Source organism: Streptomyces sp. NPDC001980 (assembly GCF_040296885.1).
Classification (GTDB): domain Bacteria; phylum Actinomycetota; class Actinomycetes; order Streptomycetales; family Streptomycetaceae; genus Streptomyces.
Genome location: NZ_JBEOYD010000006.1, coordinates 138846 through 159583 on the forward strand (window position 1 = coordinate 138846; position 20738 = coordinate 159583).

Annotated in this window: 3 protein-coding genes; all 3 read left to right on the forward strand. The window is 73.4% G+C overall.

Annotated features, from left to right (window positions below; translation table 11 throughout):
- Positions 1–49: 49 nt before the first annotated feature.
- Genes ABT137_RS11505 through ABT137_RS11515 form a run of 3 tightly spaced genes read left to right on the forward strand, consistent with a single transcriptional unit; the run spans position 50 to position 20717 of the window.
- Positions 50–14863 (forward strand): non-ribosomal peptide synthetase, encoded by a 14814-nt coding sequence (locus tag ABT137_RS11505; protein ID WP_351706140.1) that lies wholly within the window; start codon positions 50–52, stop codon positions 14861–14863.
- Positions 14860–19443, forward strand: a complete 4584-nt coding sequence (locus ABT137_RS11510; RefSeq protein WP_351706143.1) for a non-ribosomal peptide synthetase — start codon at positions 14860–14862, stop codon at positions 19441–19443. The genes ABT137_RS11505 and ABT137_RS11510 overlap by 4 nt, the downstream gene beginning before the upstream one ends.
- A 5-nt stretch (positions 19444–19448) precedes the next feature.
- Complete coding sequence (locus ABT137_RS11515) at positions 19449–20717, forward strand: diaminobutyrate--2-oxoglutarate transaminase (protein WP_351706146.1); 1269 nt, start codon at positions 19449–19451, stop codon at positions 20715–20717.
- The last annotated feature ends 21 nt before the right edge of the window (positions 20718–20738 follow it).

A 20738-nucleotide genomic window follows, 5' to 3' on the forward strand; every position in this document is an offset into this window, starting at 1 on the left:
CTCCACCCCGCCCGGACTCCAGAACCCGACGCCGATGCGAGAACGGTCTATGTACGCAAACACCTCTGTCGTTGATGTCATCCGCCGCAATGTCTCCGAGCGCGGTGGAGACGTAAGCTACGAATTCCTCGCCGACGCCGGCGGCGTCGACACCGAGCTCAGCCTGGTCGAGATCGACAGGCGTGCGCGCGCGATAGCCGTCTCGTTGCTGGAGCGGGCCAGACCGGGCGCGCGGGTGATGCTGCTGTATCCACCCGGCGAACACTTCGTCGTGGGCTTCGTGGCCACGCTCTACGCCGGCATGGTGGCCGTCCCCGTCTACCCGCCGGATCCGATGCGGATCGCCCGCACGCTGCCCCGGCTGCGCGCGGTGGTGCGCAGCTCGCGTGCCGAGATCGTCCTGTCGGACAGCCTGGTGCAGGCCTTCACCCACGAACTGTTCGACCAGGCGCCCGAGTTGGCACGGCTGCCCTGGGTGGTCACCGAGCAGGCGATGCTGGAGGGCGCCGACGACTGGCGCCGGCCCGAGCTGACGCCCGACTCGCTCGCCCTGCTCCAGTACACCTCCGGCTCCACCGGCACCCCGCGCGGTGTCGTGGTGACGCACCGGAACCTGCTGTCCAACGGCTCCGCGATCGCCTCGAACTTCGGCCTGGACAAGGACGACGTCACCGTCTCGTGGCTGCCCTTCTACCACGACATGGGTCTGCTGGGCGGCGTGCTGCAGCCGATGCTCTCCGGAATGTCCAACGTCCTGATGTCCCCGCTGGAGTTCATGCGGCGCCCGATGCGCTGGCTGGAGGCCATCGCCGCCCGCGGGGCGACCGTCAGCGGCGGCCCGAACTTCGCCTTCGACCTCTGTGTCAACAAGAGCACCCCTGCCGAGCGGGAGAACCTCGACCTGTCCTCGTGGCGGGTCGCCTTCTGCGGAGCCGAGCCGGTCCGCCACCGCACGCTGGAGCGCTTCGCCGAGGCGTTCGCCGTCAGCGGCTTCGACCGGTCCGCGCTGCTGCCCTGCTACGGCCTCGCCGAGGCCACCCTGTTCGTGGCGGGCAGCGGTCGCGGCGGCGGTGCGCACAGCACCCGCATCGACCGCGCGGCCCTGGAGCAGGGCCGTGCCGAAGCGCGTGCGGACGGGGATCTGCTGGTCTCCTCCGGCCTGGTGGCGGACGGGCACGAACTGGCCGTCGTCGACCCGGAGTCCGGTGAGCGCGTCGCACCCGGCGGGGTCGGCGAGCTGTGGGTGCGCGGCACCTCCGTCGCCTCCGGCTACTGGGAGGACGAGGCCGCGACCGCCGCCGCGTTCGGCGCCCGGCTGGCCGACGACCCGCAGCCCTACCTGCGCACCGGCGACCTCGGTTTCGTCCTGGATGGTCAGGTTCACGTCACCGGCCGCCTGAAGGAAATGATGGTCGTGCGCGGCCGCAACCTCTACGCGCACGACCTGGAGGAGACGGCCGTAGCGGCGTCCGAGTGGGCCCGCCCCGGCTGCGGCGCGGCGTTCTCGGTCGAGACCGCCGACGGCGAGGAGTGCGTGATCCTGCACGAGGTCGCCGCCGGCACCCCTGAGGAGCAGCTCCCCCGGATCGCCGACGCGATCGCCGCGGCCGTCCAGCACGAGCACGGCGTGACCCTGTTCGACGTGGTCCTGCTCGGCGCGCGCAGCCTGGCGAAGACCTCCAGCGGCAAGATCCAGCGACTGGCCGGGCGGACGGCGTACGACGCCGGCCAGGTCGAGGGCGAACTGTTCCGGCGTTCCAAGACCGCGGCGACGCGCGGCAGGCAGCGGCAGGTCGACTTCCCGCCGCGCGACGAACTGGCGGCGCTCGGCCCCGAGCAGCGCGTCGACGAGATCGAACGCGGACTGGCCCTGGCCGGCCGCGGCGAGAACGGCGCGCCCGCCACCATGGTCGCCGAGCTGGACCTGGACTCGCTGGCGGCGGTCGACCTCGCCTTCCGGATCGAGGAGCAGCTCGGGGTCGTCGTGGACCCGGGCCTGCTGCTCCAGCCGACCAGCCTGCGCGACGTGGCGGCGGTGATCGACGACCTGATGCGGCAGGCCCCCGAGGCGGCGGTGCGGCCGGAGCCCGGGCGGACCGGCGGCGCCGGACCGCTGTCGGCCGGTCAGCAGGCGCTGCTGTTCATGCGCGAGCTCGAAGGTCCGCACTCGCGGCAGAACGTCTCGGTGGCCGTACGCCTCCTGGAGCCCCTCGACGTCGAGGTGCTCTCCGCCGCCGTGCGCCGGGTCGGCGCCCGGCACCCCATCCTGACCTCCAGCTTCGGCTCCGACGGCAGCCGGCGCTCGCACCTGATCGACCCGCGCGTCCCGTTCGAGCTGGACGTCGTCGACCTGAGCGGCGAGGCGGAGACCGTGCTGCGGGCCCGGGTCGACGACTGCGCCCTCGCCCCCTTCGACATCGAGCACGGCGACGTCGCCCGCGCGAAGCTGTTCACCGGCTGCGGCGCACCGGTGCTGGTGCTCGCGCAGCATCACGCCATCACGGACTTCTGGTCGGTGGTGACGCTCCTGGACGAACTGGCCGCCCTCTACGGCGACCTGCTGCACGGGCGGCCCTCCGAGCTTTCGCCGGCCGTCGGCTACGAGGAGTTCGTCCGCTGGCAGCAGGACTACGAGCGCTCCCCGCAGTGGCAGGCCGACGAGCGCTACTGGCTCGACCTGCTCGCCGGTGACGTACAGGCGCCGACGCTTCCGGTGCGGGAGCGCCCGCAGCCGGACCACGGCATCGCGAACCACCGGGTGACGGTGGGCGCCGAGCTGCTCGCCGAGCTGGAGCGGGTCGCCAAGGACAGCGGCACGACCGTGTTCTCGGTGCTGATGGCGGCCTTCGAGGTGCTCATCGCGGCGCACAGCGGTACCCGGGACTTCGTCGTCGGCGCCACCACGGCCGGCCGCCCGCAGGCCCGCTTCCGGGACACCCTCGGCTACTTCGTCAACACCATTCCGGTCCGCGCCGAGCCGAGCGCCCACACGTCCGTCGCCGAACTGATCCGCAGCACCGGGCAGCAGCTGCGGCAGTCGCTGGGCCACCAGCACTTCCCCGTCAGCAGGCTCGTCGAGCTGCTGCGCGCCCAGGGCAACACCTCGGCCGCGATCAACACGGCGGTCGTCTTCGAGCGGCCGCACAACGCGATCGCCGACGAGGTCACCTCGGTGCTCTTCGGCGCGGGCCGCGACGCCGCGGTGCTGGGGGACCTCAAGCTCGCCCCGTTCCCGGCCGGTGAGCTGGCCACCCAGTTCGACATCACCCTGCACGCCGTACCGGCCGACGACGGTCTGCTCGCCCACATGCTGGTCCGCTCCGACCGCTTCGACGCGGCCCTCGCCGGGCAACTGGGCGGACAGTTCCTGGAGCTGCTGGAGCAGATCGCCCTGGACGGCCGGACGCCGGTCTCGGCGCTGCGGCTGGCCGGCGCGACCGAGTCCCTCGCCCGGGCCGACGTCCCGGCCCGCACCCTGCCGGGCGTCACCTCCGTGCACGAGCTGTTCGAGGCGACGGCCGACCGCACCCCCGACGCCGTCGCCCTCTCGGCCGGCGCGGTGGAACTGTCGTACGCGGACGTGGACCGGATGGCCAACCGCCTCGCCCACCGGCTGCGGCGGGACGGACTCGGGCCCGAGGACACCGTCGGGCTGTGCCTGGAGCGCTCCGCCGAGCTGATCGTCGCGATGCTCGCGGTCATGAAGTCCGGGGCCGCGTTCGTCCCCCTGGACCCGGCGCTGCCGGCCGCCCGCCTCGCCGACATGGTCGGCGACGCGCGGTGCGCGCGGATCCTGTGCCACGGCGCGACCGCGGACCTCGCCGGCACCCTGGGCGTGGCGACCCGCGTCGACGAGGAGAGCGAGGAGAGCGGCGCGGACCTTCCCGACGACCGGCCCGCGCTCGTCGCCACCGGGGACACCCTGGCGTACGTCATCTTCACCTCCGGCTCGACCGGCCGCCCCAAGGGCGTGCAGATCGAGCACCGGGCGCTGCTGAGCTACCTGCTGTCCTTCCTCGACGCGTTCGACGTCGCCGAGGGCGACCGGGTGCTGCAGTTCGCGCCGCTCACCTTCGACCCCTGCCTGGAGGAGATCTTCGCCGCCTGGACCCGGGGCGCGACGCTGGTGCTGCGCGACGAGTCGGTACTGGGCTCGCCGGAGCGGTTCTGGGCCTGGTGCGAGGAACAGCGCCTCACCCTGGTCGACATTCCGACCGCCTTCTTCCATGTGCTGGTCACCGCGCTGGACAGCGGTGCGCGGGTGCCGTCGGCGCTGCGCTCGATCCTGATCGGCGGCGAGGCCGCGCACCCCGACAAGCTCGCGCGCTGGTTCGCGGCCGACCGCGGACACGTCGAGCTGTACAACCGCTGGGGCACGACCGAGACCACGGTGTGCTCCACCGTCGCCCACCTGGGCCCGGAGTCCGGGCAGGTCACCCGCGCCCGCGACGTGTCCATCGGCGCCGACATGACCGACGCGGTGATCCACGTCCTCGACGCCGAGCTGCGGCCCGTCGCCGACGGGGTCGTGGGGGAGGCGTACATCGGCGGTGTGGGTGTCGGACGCGGCTACGCGTCCCAGCCCCGCAAGACCGCCGAGCGGTTCGTCCCGGACCCGTTCACCACCGAGCCGGGCCGGCGTCTGTACGCCACCGGCGACCTGGTGCGCCGCTCCGCCGACGGCGAGCTGCGCTACGTCGGCCGCGCCGACCAGCAGGTCAAGGTGCGCGGCTACCGCATCGAGCTCGGTGAGGTCGACGTGGCGCTGCGGCGCCACCCCGAGGTCGCCGAGGCGGCCGTGGTCGCCACCCGCGGTGCGGGCGAGACCGAGCTGATCGCCGCCGTCACCGGCGGGGACCTCGACGCCGAGCGGCTGCGCGACTGGCTCAACCGCGAGCTGCCCAGCTACATGGTGCCGAGCCGGCTGCTGGTCCTGGACCGGATCCCCCTCACCTCCAACGGCAAGGTGGACGCGCACGCGCTGCGCGAGCTCGCCCTGGAGGTGTCCCGCTCGGCCGAGGCGGCGGACATGTCCCCGCTCGAGAGCCGGCTCGCGGCCGTCTGGCGCGAGGTGCTCGAGGTCGCCGGAGTCGGGCTCGACGAGGACTTCTTCGCGCTCGGCGGGCACTCGCTGCGCGCGGCGGAACTCAACACCCAGGTGCGCCGGGAGTTCGGGGTGCAGCCGCCGCTGCGGATGTTCTTCGAGTCCGTCACCGTACGCGCCCAGGCGGCGCGGATCGCCGAACTCGCCGTCACGGAACCGGCCGACACCCCGGTCGGCGCCGCCCCCGCCGAGGCCGAGCCCACCCTCTCGCTGGGCCAGCGGCGCCTGTGGTTCCTGGAGAAGTTCGCCCCGGGTTCGTCCACCTACGTCGTGCCGGGCGTCCTGCGGCTGTACGGGGAGCTCGACCCGGAGGTGCTGCGCGGCGCGCTGGACGCGATCGTCGAGCGGCACCCCGCGCTGCGCACCGGCTTCAGGGACGAGGGCGGCCGGCCCGTGCCCTTCGTGCACACCGGCCCGGCCTGCCCCTTCGAGGTGCTCGACCGCAGCTCGGTCGCGCCCACCCGACGCGAGGCCGAACTGGCCGCTCTCGTCTCCGAGCACGCCCGCCGGCCCTTCGCGCTGGACGAGCCGCCGCTGATGCGCGCGGTCCTGGTGGAGTTCGGGCCGGACGAGCACGCCCTGCTGCTGGCCTTCCACCACATCGTCTTCGACGGCCGCTCGATGGAGGTCGTCGCGGGTGAGCTGGCCGGGCTGTACGCGCACCGTTCGGGTGCCGGCGACGGCGAACCGCCCGCGGTCGTCCAGCAGTACGCGAGCTGGGCCCTCGACGAGGGCGCGCGGCTGAACTCGTCGGAGGGACAGCAGGGGCTGGCCTTCTGGACCGAGCACCTCAGCGGTGCCCCGCTCGCCCTCGACCTGCCCTTCGACCGGCCCCGCCCGGCCGTGCAGACCTTCGACGGCCTGCGGGTGCCGTTGACGCTGAGCCAGGCCGACTCCGACCTGCTGCGCTCGCTCGCCCGGGACCAGAGCGCGACCGTCTTCATGACGCTGGCCGCGTGCATGTCCCTGGCCCTGTCCCGGCTTACCGGCCAGGAGCGGGTGGTCATCGGCGTACCCGACGCCAACCGCCCGGACGACGGCGCGTACGACGACGTCGTCGGCTTCTTCGTGAACACCCTCCCGCTCTGCTTCGAGGTGCCGGGCGGTGCCACCGGCCGCGCCCTCGTCGACCGCGCCCGGGCCACCACGCTGGAGGCGATGCCGTACAAGTGGGTGCCGTTCTCGGCGATCGTGGAGGCCGGCGGCCAGGACCGCGACCCGAGCCGCAGCCCGGTGTTCCAGGCGATCCTCGACGTCCGCAGCGGTGCGCTGCCCTCGCCGGCCCTGCCCGGCCTGCGGGTCGAGACCACCCCGCTGTACACGGGCACCGCCAAGACCGACCTGACCTTCGAGATCACCGACGACGGCGGTCCGCTGACGGGCTGGCTGGAGTACAACTCGGACCTCTTCCGGCCCGAGACGGCGCAGCTCATCGCGCGGCTGTTCTGCGAGACGGCCCGCGCGACGGCACAGCGGCCGGACGAACGGGTGGAGACCCCCGCAGCGGCGGCGGCCCTCGACCGCTGGCCGTCCGAGCCGGACGCCGGGCAGCAACCGGACACGTTCTGGGCGCAGTTCGAGCGGATCGCCGACGGCCGTGCCGACGCGGTCGCGCTGGAGGGCGACGAACGTGCGGTGACCTACGGCGAGTTGCGCACGCAGGTCGAGCAGGTCGCCCGGGCGATCACGCGGCGGTTCGCCGTGCGCCCCGGGGACATCGTCGCCGTGGCGGTCGAACCGTCCCTCGAAGCGGTCGTCGCCGTGCTGGCGGCACAGCGCTGCGGTGCCGCGTACCTGCCGATCGACCCCGCCTACCCGGCCGACCGCAAGGACTTCATGCTGGCCGACTCGGGGGCGCGCGGTCTGGTGACCCGCGACCTCGTCGAGGAAGCGCTCGCCGAGGCACCCGACGGGGACGCGGCGCTGCCGCAGGCCGACCCGGACGCGCCCGCGTACCTGATGTACACCTCGGGCTCCACCGGCCGCCCCAAGGGCGTCCTGGTCTCCCACCGCGCCCTCGCCAACCTCACCTCCCAGCAGGCGCGCGTCTTCGGGATCGACGCCACCTCGCGCATGCTCCAGTTCGCCAGCCTCAGCTTCGACGCGTCGGTCTGGGAGATCTTCTCCACGCTCGCCGCGGGCGGCACCCTGTGCGTCGTCGGCCGCGAGCACGCCCTGGTCGGCGAGGCGCTGGCGGACATCCTCGCCGAGCGCGCCATCAGCATGGCCCTGCTGCCGCCGTCGGTGATCGCGTCCCTGCCGGTGCGCGCACTGCCGCGGCTGAAGACCCTGGTGTCGGGCGGTGAGGCCTGCCGTGCCGAGCTGGTCGAGCAGTGGCAGCCGGGCCGGCGCTTCGTCAACGCCTACGGTCCCACCGAGTGCACGGTCGTCATCACGGCCGCCGAGTGCGAGCCCGGGCGGCCCGCCTCCTTGGGCGCGGTGCTGCCCGGCGGGACGGCGTACGTCCTGGACACGGAGCTGCGGCCGGTGGTCGCCGGCGCGGTCGGCGAACTGTACGTCGGCGGCGCGGGCCTGGCCCTCGGCTACCACGACCGGCCCGCCCTGACCGCCGGGCACTTCCTGCCCGACCCGTTCTCCGGCGTGTCCGGCGCGCGGATGTACCGCACGGGCGACCTCGTCCGGCTGCGCGCCGACGGGACCCTGGACTACTGCGGCCGGCGCGACAGCCAGATCAAGCTGCGCGGCTACCGCATCGAGCCGGCCGAGATCGAGTCGGTGCTGCTGGCCCTGCCCGCCGTGTCGCAGGCCGTGGTCAAGGGCGTCGACGGCGTCCTGGTGGCTCATGTCGAGACCGCCGACCCGGAGTTGACACCGCAGGCGCTGGCGCGGCTGTGCGCGGCCGAGCTGCCGCCGCACATGGTGCCGGCCGCGTTCGTGGCCCGCGCGGAACTGCCGCGGCTGCCCGGCGGCAAGATCGACCCGAACCGCCTCGGCCGCCCGCGCCGCGCCGACTTCGCACACGCCGACTTCGCCGAGTTGGAGACGGAGACCGAGCGGACGGTCGGCCGGGTCTGGGCGCGAGTGCTCGACGTCGACGCCGTCGGCGCCGGTGACGACTTCTTCACCATCGGCGGCCACTCCCTGCTCGCGACGGTGATCACCTCGCAGGTGAGCGAGGAACTCGGCCGGGACGTCCCGCTGCGGGCCCTGTTCGAGGCGCCCGTCCTGCGGGACTACGCCGCGCAGTGCGACGGCGCGGCCGCCCGGGACACCTCGGGCGGGATCGTCGCCCACGCCGCGAGCGGCGCCGACGCACCGCTGTCGGTGATGCAGGAGCGGCTCTGGCTGCTGGAGGAGATCGAGAACGGCTCCGGCCAGAACGCCTACACCGGGCGTTACCACCTGGCCGGCGCGATCCGGCTGACCGGTGAGCTCGACGAGGCCGCGCTGCAACGGGCCGTCACCCGCCTGGTGGCCCGTCACACCACGCTGCGCACGGTGGTGTCGCACCAGGACGGCGTGCTGACCCAGCATGTCCTCGACAGTGCGGACATCACCCTGTCGCGCACCGAGCTGACCGGCGTGACCGCCGAGGAGCGCGTCTCCGAGGCCCTCGCCGTGGTGGAGCGCGAGGCGGCGCAGCCGATGGACCTGGCGAACGGCCCGCTGCTGCGGGTACGGCTGCTGGAGCTCGGCCGCGACGAGGCGGTGCTGGTGCTGACGCTGCACCACATCGTCGGCGACGGCTGGTCGATGGAGATCCTCAAGCGGGACCTGACCCACTTCTACGCCGAGGAGACCGGCCACGAGCCGGCCACCCCGCTGCCCCCGCTCGCGGTCACCTACGAGCAGTTCTCCCGTTTCCAGCGCCACCAGCTCGACGCGGGCGAACTCGACGCCTCCGTCGCGTACTGGTCCGAGCAGCTCGACGCGCTGCCCTCGCTCACCCTGCCGTTCGCCCGCACCGGCTCCGAGACCCCCGCCACCCAGGGCCACCGGGTCCGGGCGGCCGTCACGCCGGAGCTGCGCGACGCGATGGAGCGGCTCGCCGCCGAGTCCGGGGCGACCCTGTTCATGGTGCTGGCGGCGACCCTCCAGCTCACCCTCGGCCGGCTGGCCGGGCAGCGCGACTTCGCGATCGGCGTGCCCATCGCGGGCCGCCGCCACCGCGAGGTGGAGGACCTGATCGGCTTCTTCATCAACTCGCTGGTGCTGCGCGCCGACCTGTCCGGTGCCCCGACCTTCGCCGAACTGCTGGACCGCGTCCGCACCACCACCCTCGACGCCTTCGAGCACCAGGACGTCCCGTTCGAGACGCTGGTCGGCGAACTCGCCCCCGAACGCGACCTGACCACCACACCGCTGTTCCAGGTTTACCTGAACCTGCTCAACATCCCGGCGCACCAGGCCGAGCTGCCGGGCCTCACCGTCGACACCTTCGCCGTCCCGGACCTGGGCGCGAAGTTCGACCTGACCTTCTACGTGGATCCCGCGGGGCCCGGCCTCACGCTCGACCTCATGTACGCCGGCGACCGGTTCGACGAGGCGGCGATGCACGAGCTGCTCGCCCAGTGGATCCGGGTCGTCGAGCAGGCGGTCACCGACAGCGCGAGCCCGATCGACATGCTGCGGCTCGACACCCCGCAGGCGCGCCGCGAGCTGCCCGACCCGTCCGCACCGCTGGACGCGACCTGGTACGGGTCGGTGGTCGAGCAGTTCGAGCGCAGGGCCGCCCGTGAGCCCCAGCGGATCGCGATCAGCGAACCGGGCCAGGACCTCACCTACGGCGACCTCGCCTGGGCGACCACGGCCATGTCCGGCGTACTGACGCAGCACGGCGTCGCCAAGGGCGATGTCGTCGCGATCTACGGCGAGCGCAGCGCGTCGCTGGTCTGGGCGATCCTGTCGGTGCTGCGCACCGGCGCCTCGTTCGCCATCCTCGACCCGAGCTACCCGGCCGACCGCATCGCCGACTGCCTGGCGGTGGCCCGCCCGAGCGCCTTCCTCCAGCTGGAGGCGGCCGGGGCCGTGCCGCTCGCCGTGGACACCGCGTTGCAGGCGATGTCCCTGCGCTGCCGCTTCGAGCTGCCGTCCAGGCTGGCGGACGCCAAGCACCTGGTGCCGCGGGGCGCCGAACCGGCCGAGGCGGTCCAGGTAGGGCCGCGGGACTGCGCGTACATCGCGTTCACCTCGGGTTCCACCGGGAAGCCGAAGGGCATCCGCGGCGCGCACGGGTCCCTGACCCACTTCGTGCCCTGGATGGTGGAGACGTTCGGGCTGCGCGAGACCGACCGCTACAGCATGCTCTCCGGCATCAGCCACGACCCGCTGCACCGCGAGGTGTTCACGCCGCTGGTCACGGGCGCCTCGATCTGCGTGCCCGACCGGCTCGACGTCGAGACCCCGGGCCGGCTGGCGCAGTGGTTCCGCACCGCGCAGGTCTCGGTCAGCCACCTCACGCCTCCGATGGCGCGGCTGTTCGACCAGCTGTCGGTCGCTCCGGGCACACTGCCGCTGCTGGAGCGGGTGTTCTTCCTCGGTGACACGCTGACCAGCCGTGATGTGCGGGCCATCACCCGCATGGCGGGCTCGGCGACCTGCGTCAACCTGTACGGCTCGACCGAGACGCAACGTGCCGTCGGCTACTACGTGGTACCCGCCGCCCACGGGGTCGCCGACACCGACCCGGGTGTCACCTACCCGCTGGGCCGCGGCATGAAGGACGTCCAGCTGCTGGTGCTCAACGAGGCCGGGCAGCAGGCCGGCATCGGCGAGCGCGGGGAGATCGTCATCCGCTCCCCGCACCTCTCGCTCGGCTACGCCCACGACGAGGAACTCACCGCCGCCAAGTTCGTGCGCAACCCGTTCGGCGACGCCGACGGCGACCGCATGTACCGCACCGGCGACCTCGGCCGCCATCTGCCCGACGGCTCCGTCACCCCGCTCGGACGTGCCGACAACCAGGTCAAGATCCGTGGCTACCGCGTCGAGACGGACGGGGTGCAGAACGTGGTCCGCGCGGCGCCGGACGTCCAGGACGCCCTGGTCATGGCGCGCTCCGACGCGAGCGGCGAGACCGCGCTGGTCGCCTATGTGGTGGCGCGGCCGGGCACCAAGGTGGCCGGCAACGAGGTGAAGTCCTTCGTCCGCAAGCGGCTGCCCGACTACATGGTCCCGTCGTTCGTCGTCGCCCTGGACGCCTTCCCGCTGACCCCCAACCGCAAGATCGACCGGGCCGCGCTGCCCGAGCCCTCGTCGGTGACCGGCGCCCACGAGGACGGGCCGCGCTCGCCGCTGACGCCCACCGAGGAACTGGTGGCCGGTCTGTGGCAGGACGTGCTCGGCGCGCCCAAGGTGGGACCCGAGGACAACTTCTTCAACCTCGGCGGGCACTCGCTGATGGCGACCCAGGTCGTGTCGCGGATCCGCCGGGTGTTCGGCTGCGAGATCGCGCTGCGCACCCTCTTCGAGAAGCAGACCGTGCGGGAACTCGCCGCGCACATCGACGGCGTCGCCGGCGGCTCCGTCGCCGAACCGGTCCTCGCCCTGCCCCGCACCGGAGCGCTGCCCGCCTCCTACGGCCAGGAACGCCTGTGGGTGCTCGACCAGCTGGAGGGCGACACCGGCGCCTACAACAGCGCCACGGTGGTCCGCATGCGCGGCCCGCTGGACACCGACGCCCTGTCCGCGACGCTGGACGAGCTGGTCGCCCGGCACGAGGTGCTGCGCACCAGGCTGGTCATGGACGACGGCCGGGTGAGCCAGATCGTCGAGCCGGCCGGCGAGGTGACCATGCCGCTCGCGTTCGTCGACCTGAGCGGCGAGCCCGAGCAGACGGCCGAGCAGCGCTGGCCGCAGCTCGTCGACGAGGCCGCCCGGCACCGCTTCGACCTCGCCGCGGCCCCGCTGGAGCAGGCGACCCTGATCCGGCTCTCCGCCGAGGACCACGTCTTCGTGCTGGCCGTGCACCACGTGGTCGCGGACGGCTGGGGCCTGCAGATCGTGGTCCGCGACTTCGCGGCCCTGTACCGGGCCCGCCGCCAGGGCACGGCCTCCCCGCTGCCCGAGCTGGAGGTGCAGTACGCAGACTGGTCGAGCTGGCAGCGCGACCGCGTCGAGGGCGGCGACTACCAGGGTCAGCTCGACTTCTGGTGCGAGACCCTGGCCGAGCCGGCGCCCCTGCTGGAGTTCCCGGCGCAGCGGCCGAGGCCCGCGGCGATGAGCAACCGGGGCCTGACGGTCCGCCGGGTGATCGACGGCGAACTGGTGGGCGGGGTCCGGCACGTGGGCCGCGAGCACAACGCGACCCTGTTCATGACCCTGCTGGCGGCGTTCAACGCCCAGCTGCACCGCTACAGCGGAGCGGCGGACATCGCGGTCGCCACCCCCGTGTCGACCCGGTCGGTCGAGATCGAGGACGTGGTCGGGTTCTTCGTGAACACGATCGTCTTCCGCAACCGGCTGTCCGCCGACGAGTCGTTCACCGAGCTGCTCGAACGCGTCCGCTCGACGACCCTGGCGGCCTACGCCAACCAGGACGTCCCCTTCGACCGGGTGGTGGACGCACTCCAGCCCAACCGGGACCTGAGCATGAGCCCGCTGTTCCAGGTCATGTTCACCCTGCACAACGCGCCCTACTCCGAGATCGACCTCGGCGACCTCAGGCTGGAGCGGCTGCACGCACCGTCCGGCACCGCCAAGTTCGACCTCAGCCTCGACCTGGCCGAGGAGAGGGACGGGCTGCACGCGACGCTGGAGCTCAACGCCGACCTGTTCGACGAGGCGACCGGCGAGCGGCTCCTGGACCACTTCGAGGCCCTGCTGGGCAGCATCGCCGCCGCCCCGCGGCGGGCCGTGGCCGACCTCGAACTGCGCTCGGCGGCCGAGGCGGCGGCCCAGGACGCCCTGGGCACCGGCCCGCAGGCGTTCGCCCCGCGGACCACGGCCGAGGCGCTCGAACACTGGGCCCGGCACACCCCGGACGCGCCCGCCGTCATCGACGGCGCCACCGTCTGGACGTACCGCGAACTGCGCGACCGGGTCGCGGCCCTCGCCGAGCGGCTGTCCCGGGCGGTGACCGGCCCCGAGCCGGCCGTGGTGGTGTGCGCGGCCCGCTCGGCCCGGCACATCGCCGCCGCCCTCGCCTGCGGGGCGGTCGGCGCGACGTATGTGCCGGTCTCCCCGGCCGTCCCGGACCGGCGGATCGCCACCATGCTGGACCGGCTGGGCGAGGTCGTCGCGGTCACCGACGAGGAGCAGGCGGAGCGCATCGCCGGCCTGCTCGGCGAGGCCCGGGGCACCCACCTCGTGCTGGACGACTCCGTCTCGGCCGACCGGCCGCTCGACGGGCGCCCGACGCACCCGGCAGAGCGCGCCTACGTCATCTTCACCTCCGGTACGACCGGTGAGCCCAAGGGCGTGGAGATCGAACAGGCCGGACTGCTCAACCACCTGGAGCTGATGGCCCACGACCTGGAGCTGTCCGAGGGCGACGTCGTCGCCCAGACCGCCTCGCAGTCGTTCGACATCTCGGTCTGGCAGATGCTGGTCGCGGTGGTGCGCGGCGCGGCCACGGTGGTCTGCGACGACGACACCAGCCGGGACGCCGAGGTGCTGCTCGACCTCGTCCGGGAGCGCGGCGTCACCGTGCTGCAACTGGTGCCCGGCATGATCAGGGCGCTGCTGGAACACGCGAGGGGCAGCGAGCTGTCGAGCCTGCGCTTCCTGCTCGCCACCGGCGAGGCGCTGCCGCCGGACCTCGCCGCCGACTGGCTGCGCCGCTTCCCGGGAATCCCGATGGTCAACGCCTACGGTCCCGCGGAATGCTCGGACGACACCCATCTCGCGGTGCTGTCCACGCCGCCGCCGACCGACCGCGCGGTCACGCTCGGCAGCCCCGTGGCCGGGGTGACCTCCTACGTCCTCGACGCGCAGGGGCGGCGCCTGCCGTTCGGCGTGCCGGGCGAGCTCGCCATCGGCGGGCCGGTGGTGGGCCGCGGCTACCTCGGCGACCCGCGGGCCACCGCGGAGCGGTTCGTCCCCGACCCGTACTCGGCGGTCCCCGGTGCCCGGCTGTACCGCACCGGAGACCGGGTCCGGCTGCTGGACGACGGCCGGCTGGAGTTCCTCGGGCGGCTCGACGACCAGCTCAAGGTGCGCGGGTTCCGTATCGAGGCGGGCGAGGTCGAGACGGCCCTGTGCGAACTCGCGGCCGTGCGGGAGGCGGCCGTCGTCCTGCGCGACTGCGACGGCGAGCCCACCCTGGTCGCCTGCGTCGTGGGCACCGAACGTGACCCGGCCGTGCTGGCCGCCGCGCTCGGCGCCCGGCTGCCGCGCTACATGGTCCCCACCGGCTTCGTGTTCGCCGACCGGCTGCCGCGCACCCCGAACGGCAAGGTCGACCGGGCCGCGCTGCAGCGCGACGACGTGGCCGTCGAGCGGGTGAGGCGGCGCTTCGAGGAACTGTCCGGCCCGACCGAGCGACTCGTGGCCTCGGCGTTCGAGGAACTGCTCGGCGCCCCGGCGGTCGGCGCGCTGGACGACTTCTTCACCCTGGGCGGCCACTCGCTGCTCGCCACCCGCCTGGTGGCCGAACTGGCCGCCCGGACGGACATCGAACTGCCGCTGCGCACCGTCTTCGAGCAGCCGACCGTGCGAGGCGTCGCCCAGGCCCTGGAAGAGCTCCAGCTCGCCGGGCTGAGCGAGGCCGAACTCCTCGAACTCGAGGTGCTGCTCGACGGCGTGACCGACGACCAGGCCCGCGAGCTGCTCGCGGCCGGCGAGGAGAGGGACGCATGATCCGGGAAACCGCCACCGGGCGGGACACGTTCGAGAGCCTGTCCGCGGCCAAGCGGGAGCTGATGGCCTCGCTGCTGCTGGCCCGCGGCAGGCAGCGGGCCTCGGCGCGGACCATCCGCCGCCGTGACCCCGAGCAGCCCTGCCTGCTCTCCCGCGGCCAGGAGCAGCTGTGGGTCGCCGAGTCCCTCGCGGACGGCCGGCCGCTGTACAACGTCCCCTACGGCGTACGGCTGCGCGGCCTCCTCGATGTCGCCGCACTGCGCGCCGCCCTCGACGGGCTCGTCGCCCGGCACACCGTCCTGCGCACCGTCTACCGGCAGCGCCCGGACGGTGGCCTGGAGCAGCTGGTCCGGCCGGCCGAGCCGATGGCGCTGCCGGTCGAGGAGGCCGCCGACGAGGACGCCGCCGTCGCCGCCGCGCAGGCGGAGGCGGCCCGGCCGATCGACCTGGCCTCGGGGCCGGTGATCCACGGACGCCTGTTCCGGATCGCCGACGACGACCATCTGCTGGCCCTGGTCGTGCACCACATCGCGACCGACGCCTGGTCGGTGGGCGTCCTCCTGGAGGACCTCGCGGAGCTGTACGACGCGGCCCGCGAGGGCCGCACGCCCCGGCTGCCCGAGCTCGCCGTCGACTACGCCGACGCGGCCGCGCACGAACGGGCCCAGGAGCCGGATGACTACGGCTGGCTGGTCGCGCAGTGGCGCGAACAGCTGGCCTGGGCACAGCCGCTCGGGCTGGCGCCGAACGGCGACCGGGCGACCGCCCGGGCCGGCCGGCGCATCCGCCGCCAGTGGGACGCGCAGTTCGGCCGCGACCTCCAGCGCACCGCCGAGGCGCACCGTACGACCGTCTTCAACGTGATGCTCGCCGCGTTCGCGGTGCTCCTGAACCGGTACACCGGCACCTCCCGGTTCGCCATCGGCACGGTCATGGCCAACCGCAACCGCCAGACCGAGCGCCTGGTCGGCTACTTCGCGAACACCGTCCCCGTGGTCGCCGACCTGTCCGCCGAGGACGGCAGCCTGGGCGACGTGCTGGCCGGGATCACCCGCGAGTCGCTGTGGGCGCGTGAGCACCAGATCCCCTTCGACGTGCTGGTCGACAAGGTGGCACCGCAGCGGACACTGGCCGAGAGCCCGCTGTTCGAGGCCATGTTCGTCTTCAACAACGGCCCCGGCCACGAACTGCGGCTGCGGGACCTGGCCCTGACCCCCACTCATCTGCACTCGGGCACCGCCAAGTTCCCCCTCGACCTGTCCTGCGCGGTGACGGGCGACGAGGTCATGGTGTCGCTGGAGTTCGACGAGTCGGTGCTGGACACCGCCGCCGCCGAACGCCTCCTCGGCCACTACCGGCAGCTGCTCACCGGCCTGAGCGAGACCCCGGACGTCCGCGTCGACAACGCCGACCTGCTCACCCCGGCCGAGTGGGAACTCGTCGTCGACGAGTGGAACCGCACCGGCGAGGAGTACCCCGAACACACCACCGCGCACGGCCTGTTCGAGGAGTGGGCCGACCTGGAGCCGGACGCCGTCGCCGTGGCCTGCGGCGACGAGGCGGTGAGCTACGCCGAGCTCGACGCGCGCGCCAACCGGCTCGCCCATCTGCTGCTCGCCCAGGGCTGCGGGCGCCACGAACGCGTCGGGGTCTGCCTGGAGCGCGGCATCGACCTGGTCGTCGCCCAGCTCGCCGTCGCCAAGTCGGGCGCGGGCTACGTCCCGCTGGACCCGGCCTACCCGGCCGATCGCCTCCAGTGGATGCTGGCGGACTCCGGCGCCCGCATCGTCGTCACCCGCGACGGCCGGCTCGCGGGCGACCGCGTCACCGCCGTGGACCCCGCGTCCGCCGGGCCCTTCCCCGACTCCCGTCCGGAGCGCGACGTCCGCCCCGACGACCTGCTGTACCTGATCTACACCTCGGGGTCGACCGGTCTGCCCAAGGGCGTGCTGCTCGACCACCGGGGCCGGGTCAACAACTTCTCCGACTTCAACCGGCGCTTCCTCGTCGGTCCCGGGGACAAGGTCTTCGGTGTCTCGGCGCTGGCCTTCGACATGAGCGCGTACGACGTGTTCGGCACGCTCATGGCGGGTGCGACCGTGGTGTTCCCGACGCCCGAGGACGAACGCTCCCCGCACCGCTGGATCGAGACGATCGAGCGCGAGGGCGTCACGGTGTGGCACTCGGTCCCCGCACTGTTCGGGCTGCTGGTCGAGGAGGCCGAGGTCCGCGGCGGCGACCGGCTGCCGATCCGGCTGGTGCTGCTCGGCGGCGACTGGATCCCGCTGGCGCTCCCGCAGCGGGGCGCCGCGCAGCTGATCGAGTCGGCGCAACTGGTGAGCATGGGCGGTGCCACCGAGGTCTCCATGGACTCGACGATCCACCTGATCGGCGAGGTCCTGCCGGAGCAGCGCAGCATCCCCTACGGCGTCCCGATGGCCAACCAGACCTCCTACGTCCTGGACGCCTCGCTGTCCCCGCTGCCCGTGGGCGTGCCGGGAGAGCTGTACCTCGGCGGTGTCGGCGTCGGCTGGGGCTACCACAACCGGCCCCGGCTGAGCGGCGAGCGTTTCCTGCCCGACCCGTTCAGCCCGCTGCCCGGAGCCCGGATGTACCGCACCGGCGACCGCGCCCGCTGGCTGCCGGACGGCAATCTGGAACTGCTCGGGCGCATCGACTTCCAGATCAAGATCAACGGCTATCGGGTCGAGACCGGGGAGATCGAGGCGGCCCTGCGGGAGGTGATCGGCGGCGGCTCCTGCCTGGTCGCGGCGCACGGCCCGCGTGACGGTGCGAAGACGCTGGTGGCCTACCTGGTGGCGCCCGGCGGCGGCCGGATCCCCGACGACGCCGAGCTCAAGCGGCAGTTGTCGGCGAAGCTGCCCCAGCACATGGTGCCCGCCTCCTTCGTCCGCATGGAGTCGTTCCCGCTGACCCACAACGGCAAGGTCAACCGCCGTGAACTGCCGGCGCCGACGGTGGCGGCCCTCACCGGGCGCGCCGCCGGCACCGACACCGAACGGGCCCTGGTGACGCTGTGGCGCGAGGCGCTGGGCCGGGACGACGTCCCGGTCGACATCGGCTTTTTCACGCTGGGCGGCAACTCCATCGCGGTCATCCGGATGGTGAGCGCGGGCCGCCGCGCGGGTCTGGAGATGACACCGCGGATGGTGTTCGCCCACCAGACGGTCGAGGCCCTCGCGAAGGCGATCGACGAGCGCGAGGCCGACGCCGACGCCGCCACCGCCGGACCGGCCCGGACCGGGCCTGCCGGGCCCGTGGTGACGCCCGGTCAGCGGCACATGCTCGACGTGCTGGAGAGCGCCTGGGTGCCCGGTCTGTACCAGATGCAGTCCACGACGCAGCTGCCCTTCGAGATCGACCCCGACTGCTTCCGCCGCGCCTGGCAGGATCTCGGCGCCCGCCACGCGGCCCTGCGCACCGGCTTCCGGCGGGACGGGGACGGCGCCTGGAGCCCGGTCGTCGCCGACCGGATCGACCCGGTGATCGAGGTGCTGGACTGGAGCGACCACGAGCCGGACGCGGTCGCCGACGAACTGGTCGCCCTCCTGGAGGCCGAGCGCTCGGCACCCTTCGACGTGACCGAGCCGCCGCTGTGGCGGGTGTGGCTGGTACGCGGCCCGTCCACCTGGTGGCTGGGCCAGATCCAGAGCTATCTGCTGGCCGACGGATGGTCGAACCTGGTGCTGCTCGACGAACTCCTCGCGCTGTACCTCGCCGCGCTCGAAGGACGGCAGGCCGGCCTCCCGCCGGTCCCCGAGCTCGGCACCGCCGGGGACGCCGACCCCGAGGCGGACACCGCCTTCTGGCGGAACCGGCTCGCCGGGGCGCTCCCCTCGCGGCTGGCCGCGGAGCCGGGCCGGCTGGGTCCGTCCCGCTTCAGCCGGGTGACGGACCGGATCGACCCGGCGGTCGCCGACGCGCTGCGCGCCCGGGCGGCCGGGCACGGGCACACGTTCTCGACCCTGGCCTGCGCCGGCTGGGCCCTGCTGGCCGCCACCCGCCTGGAGCGCACCGACGTCACGGTCGGCGTGGTCTCGGCGGGCCGCGACCGCGCGGTCGACGGCCTGGAACGCGCGGTCGGCCTGTTCATCGCCGCCCTGCCCGTCCGGATCGAGGTCGAACCCGACAACACCCTGACCGCCCTGTTCGACCGCTTCCAGCTCGCCCGTGTCGAAGGTGCCGAACACACCTCGGTGCCCACCGGCGAACTGCAGCGGATGGGCGCCGGCGACGGCCCGCTGTTCGACTCGGTCGTCGTCGTCGCCAACTACCCGGTCTCGTCCGCGCTGCGCGCCCAGCAGTCCACGAGCGCGCGGGAGGACGCCGAGAGCGACGGCACCCGCAACCAGACCGAGTTCTCGCTCCGCCTGGACATCACCGACGACGCCGAACCGCGTATCGCCCTGTCGTACTACGGCGACCGCATCGCCGACACCGACGCCCGACGGCTGCTCGACGACTACCTCGCGCTGCTCACCGCCGTCGCCCGCACACCTGCCGCCACCGTCGGCCAGGTGCTCCCGCTCTCCCCCCGCCCGATTGGAGACCCCCGATGACGGTCATGGATGCTCCCCCCACCTCCACCCAGGTGTTCGAGACCCGAGAGTCCGCTGTCCGGTCGTACTGCCGTACGTTCCCGGTCCTGCTCACCTCGGCCCACGGAACCACGCTGGTCGCCGAGGACGGCACGGAGTACGTCGACTTCTTCTCCGGCGCCGGTGCCCTCAACTACGGCCACAACCACGAGCACATCAAGGGCCAGGTCATCGCGCACCTGGAGGGCGACGGGCTGCTGCACGCGCTCGACTTCCACACGGCGGCCAAGCGCGAGTTCCTGGACCGTTTCGGCCGGGAGATCCTGGAGCCGCGCGGTCTGCGCCACCGGGTGCAGTTCTGCGGCAGCACCGGGACCGACGCCGTCGAGGCCGCGCTGAAGCTGGCCCGCAAGCACACCGGCCGGTCCCAGGTCATCGCCTTCTCCGGCGCCTACCACGGAGTCAGCCGCGGCAGCCTCGCCGCCACCGCGGACCTGTCGCTGCGCAAGGTGGCCGGGACACCCCTCGGCGAGGTCACCCACCTGCCTTTCCCGGTCGGCCCGCGCGGCCCGTTCCCGACCATGGAGCTGCTGGAGCAGTACCTCACCGACGACCTGTCCGGGGTCGAGCTGCCCGCGGCGGTGATCCTCGAGGTCGTCCAGATGGAGGGCGGCGTCTACCGCATCCCCGACGTGGACCTGCGGCGGCTGCGCGACATCTGCGACCGGTACGGCATCGTGCTGATCGCCGACGAGATCCAGGCCGGCTGCGGCCGCACCGGCGGTTTCTTCTCCTTCGAGCAGGCCGGGGTCGTCCCGGACCTCATCACCGTCTCGAAGTCCATCAGCGGCCTGGGCCTGCCGATGTCGCTGCTGCTCATCCGCGAGGGCCTGGACTCGTGGCAGGCCGGTGACCACCCGGGCACCTTCCGCGGCAACCAGCTGGCGTTCGTCGCCGCCTGCGCGGCCCTCGACCTGTGGCAGAGCCCGGTCTTCCTGGACCTGGCCCGCAGCGGCGCCGAACTGCTGCGCACCTTCTGGCAGGAGCACCCGCTGCCCGGTGTCGAGGTGCGCTCCGAGGGCCACGCGATCGGCATCGACCTCACCCACGCGGGCGGCCGCCAGGCCGCGGGCGACGTGGTGGCCTGGTGCTTCGAGCGCGGCCTGATCGTCGAGTCGACCGGCCGGGACAAGGCCGTCCTCAAGCTGCTGCCCCCGCTGACCATGGAGCTCGACGTGCTCCGCTACGGCTGCGAGCTGATCCACGAGGCCCTGCTCTCGGTGCTGTCCCACTGACCCCCGCGCCCACCGCTCCGC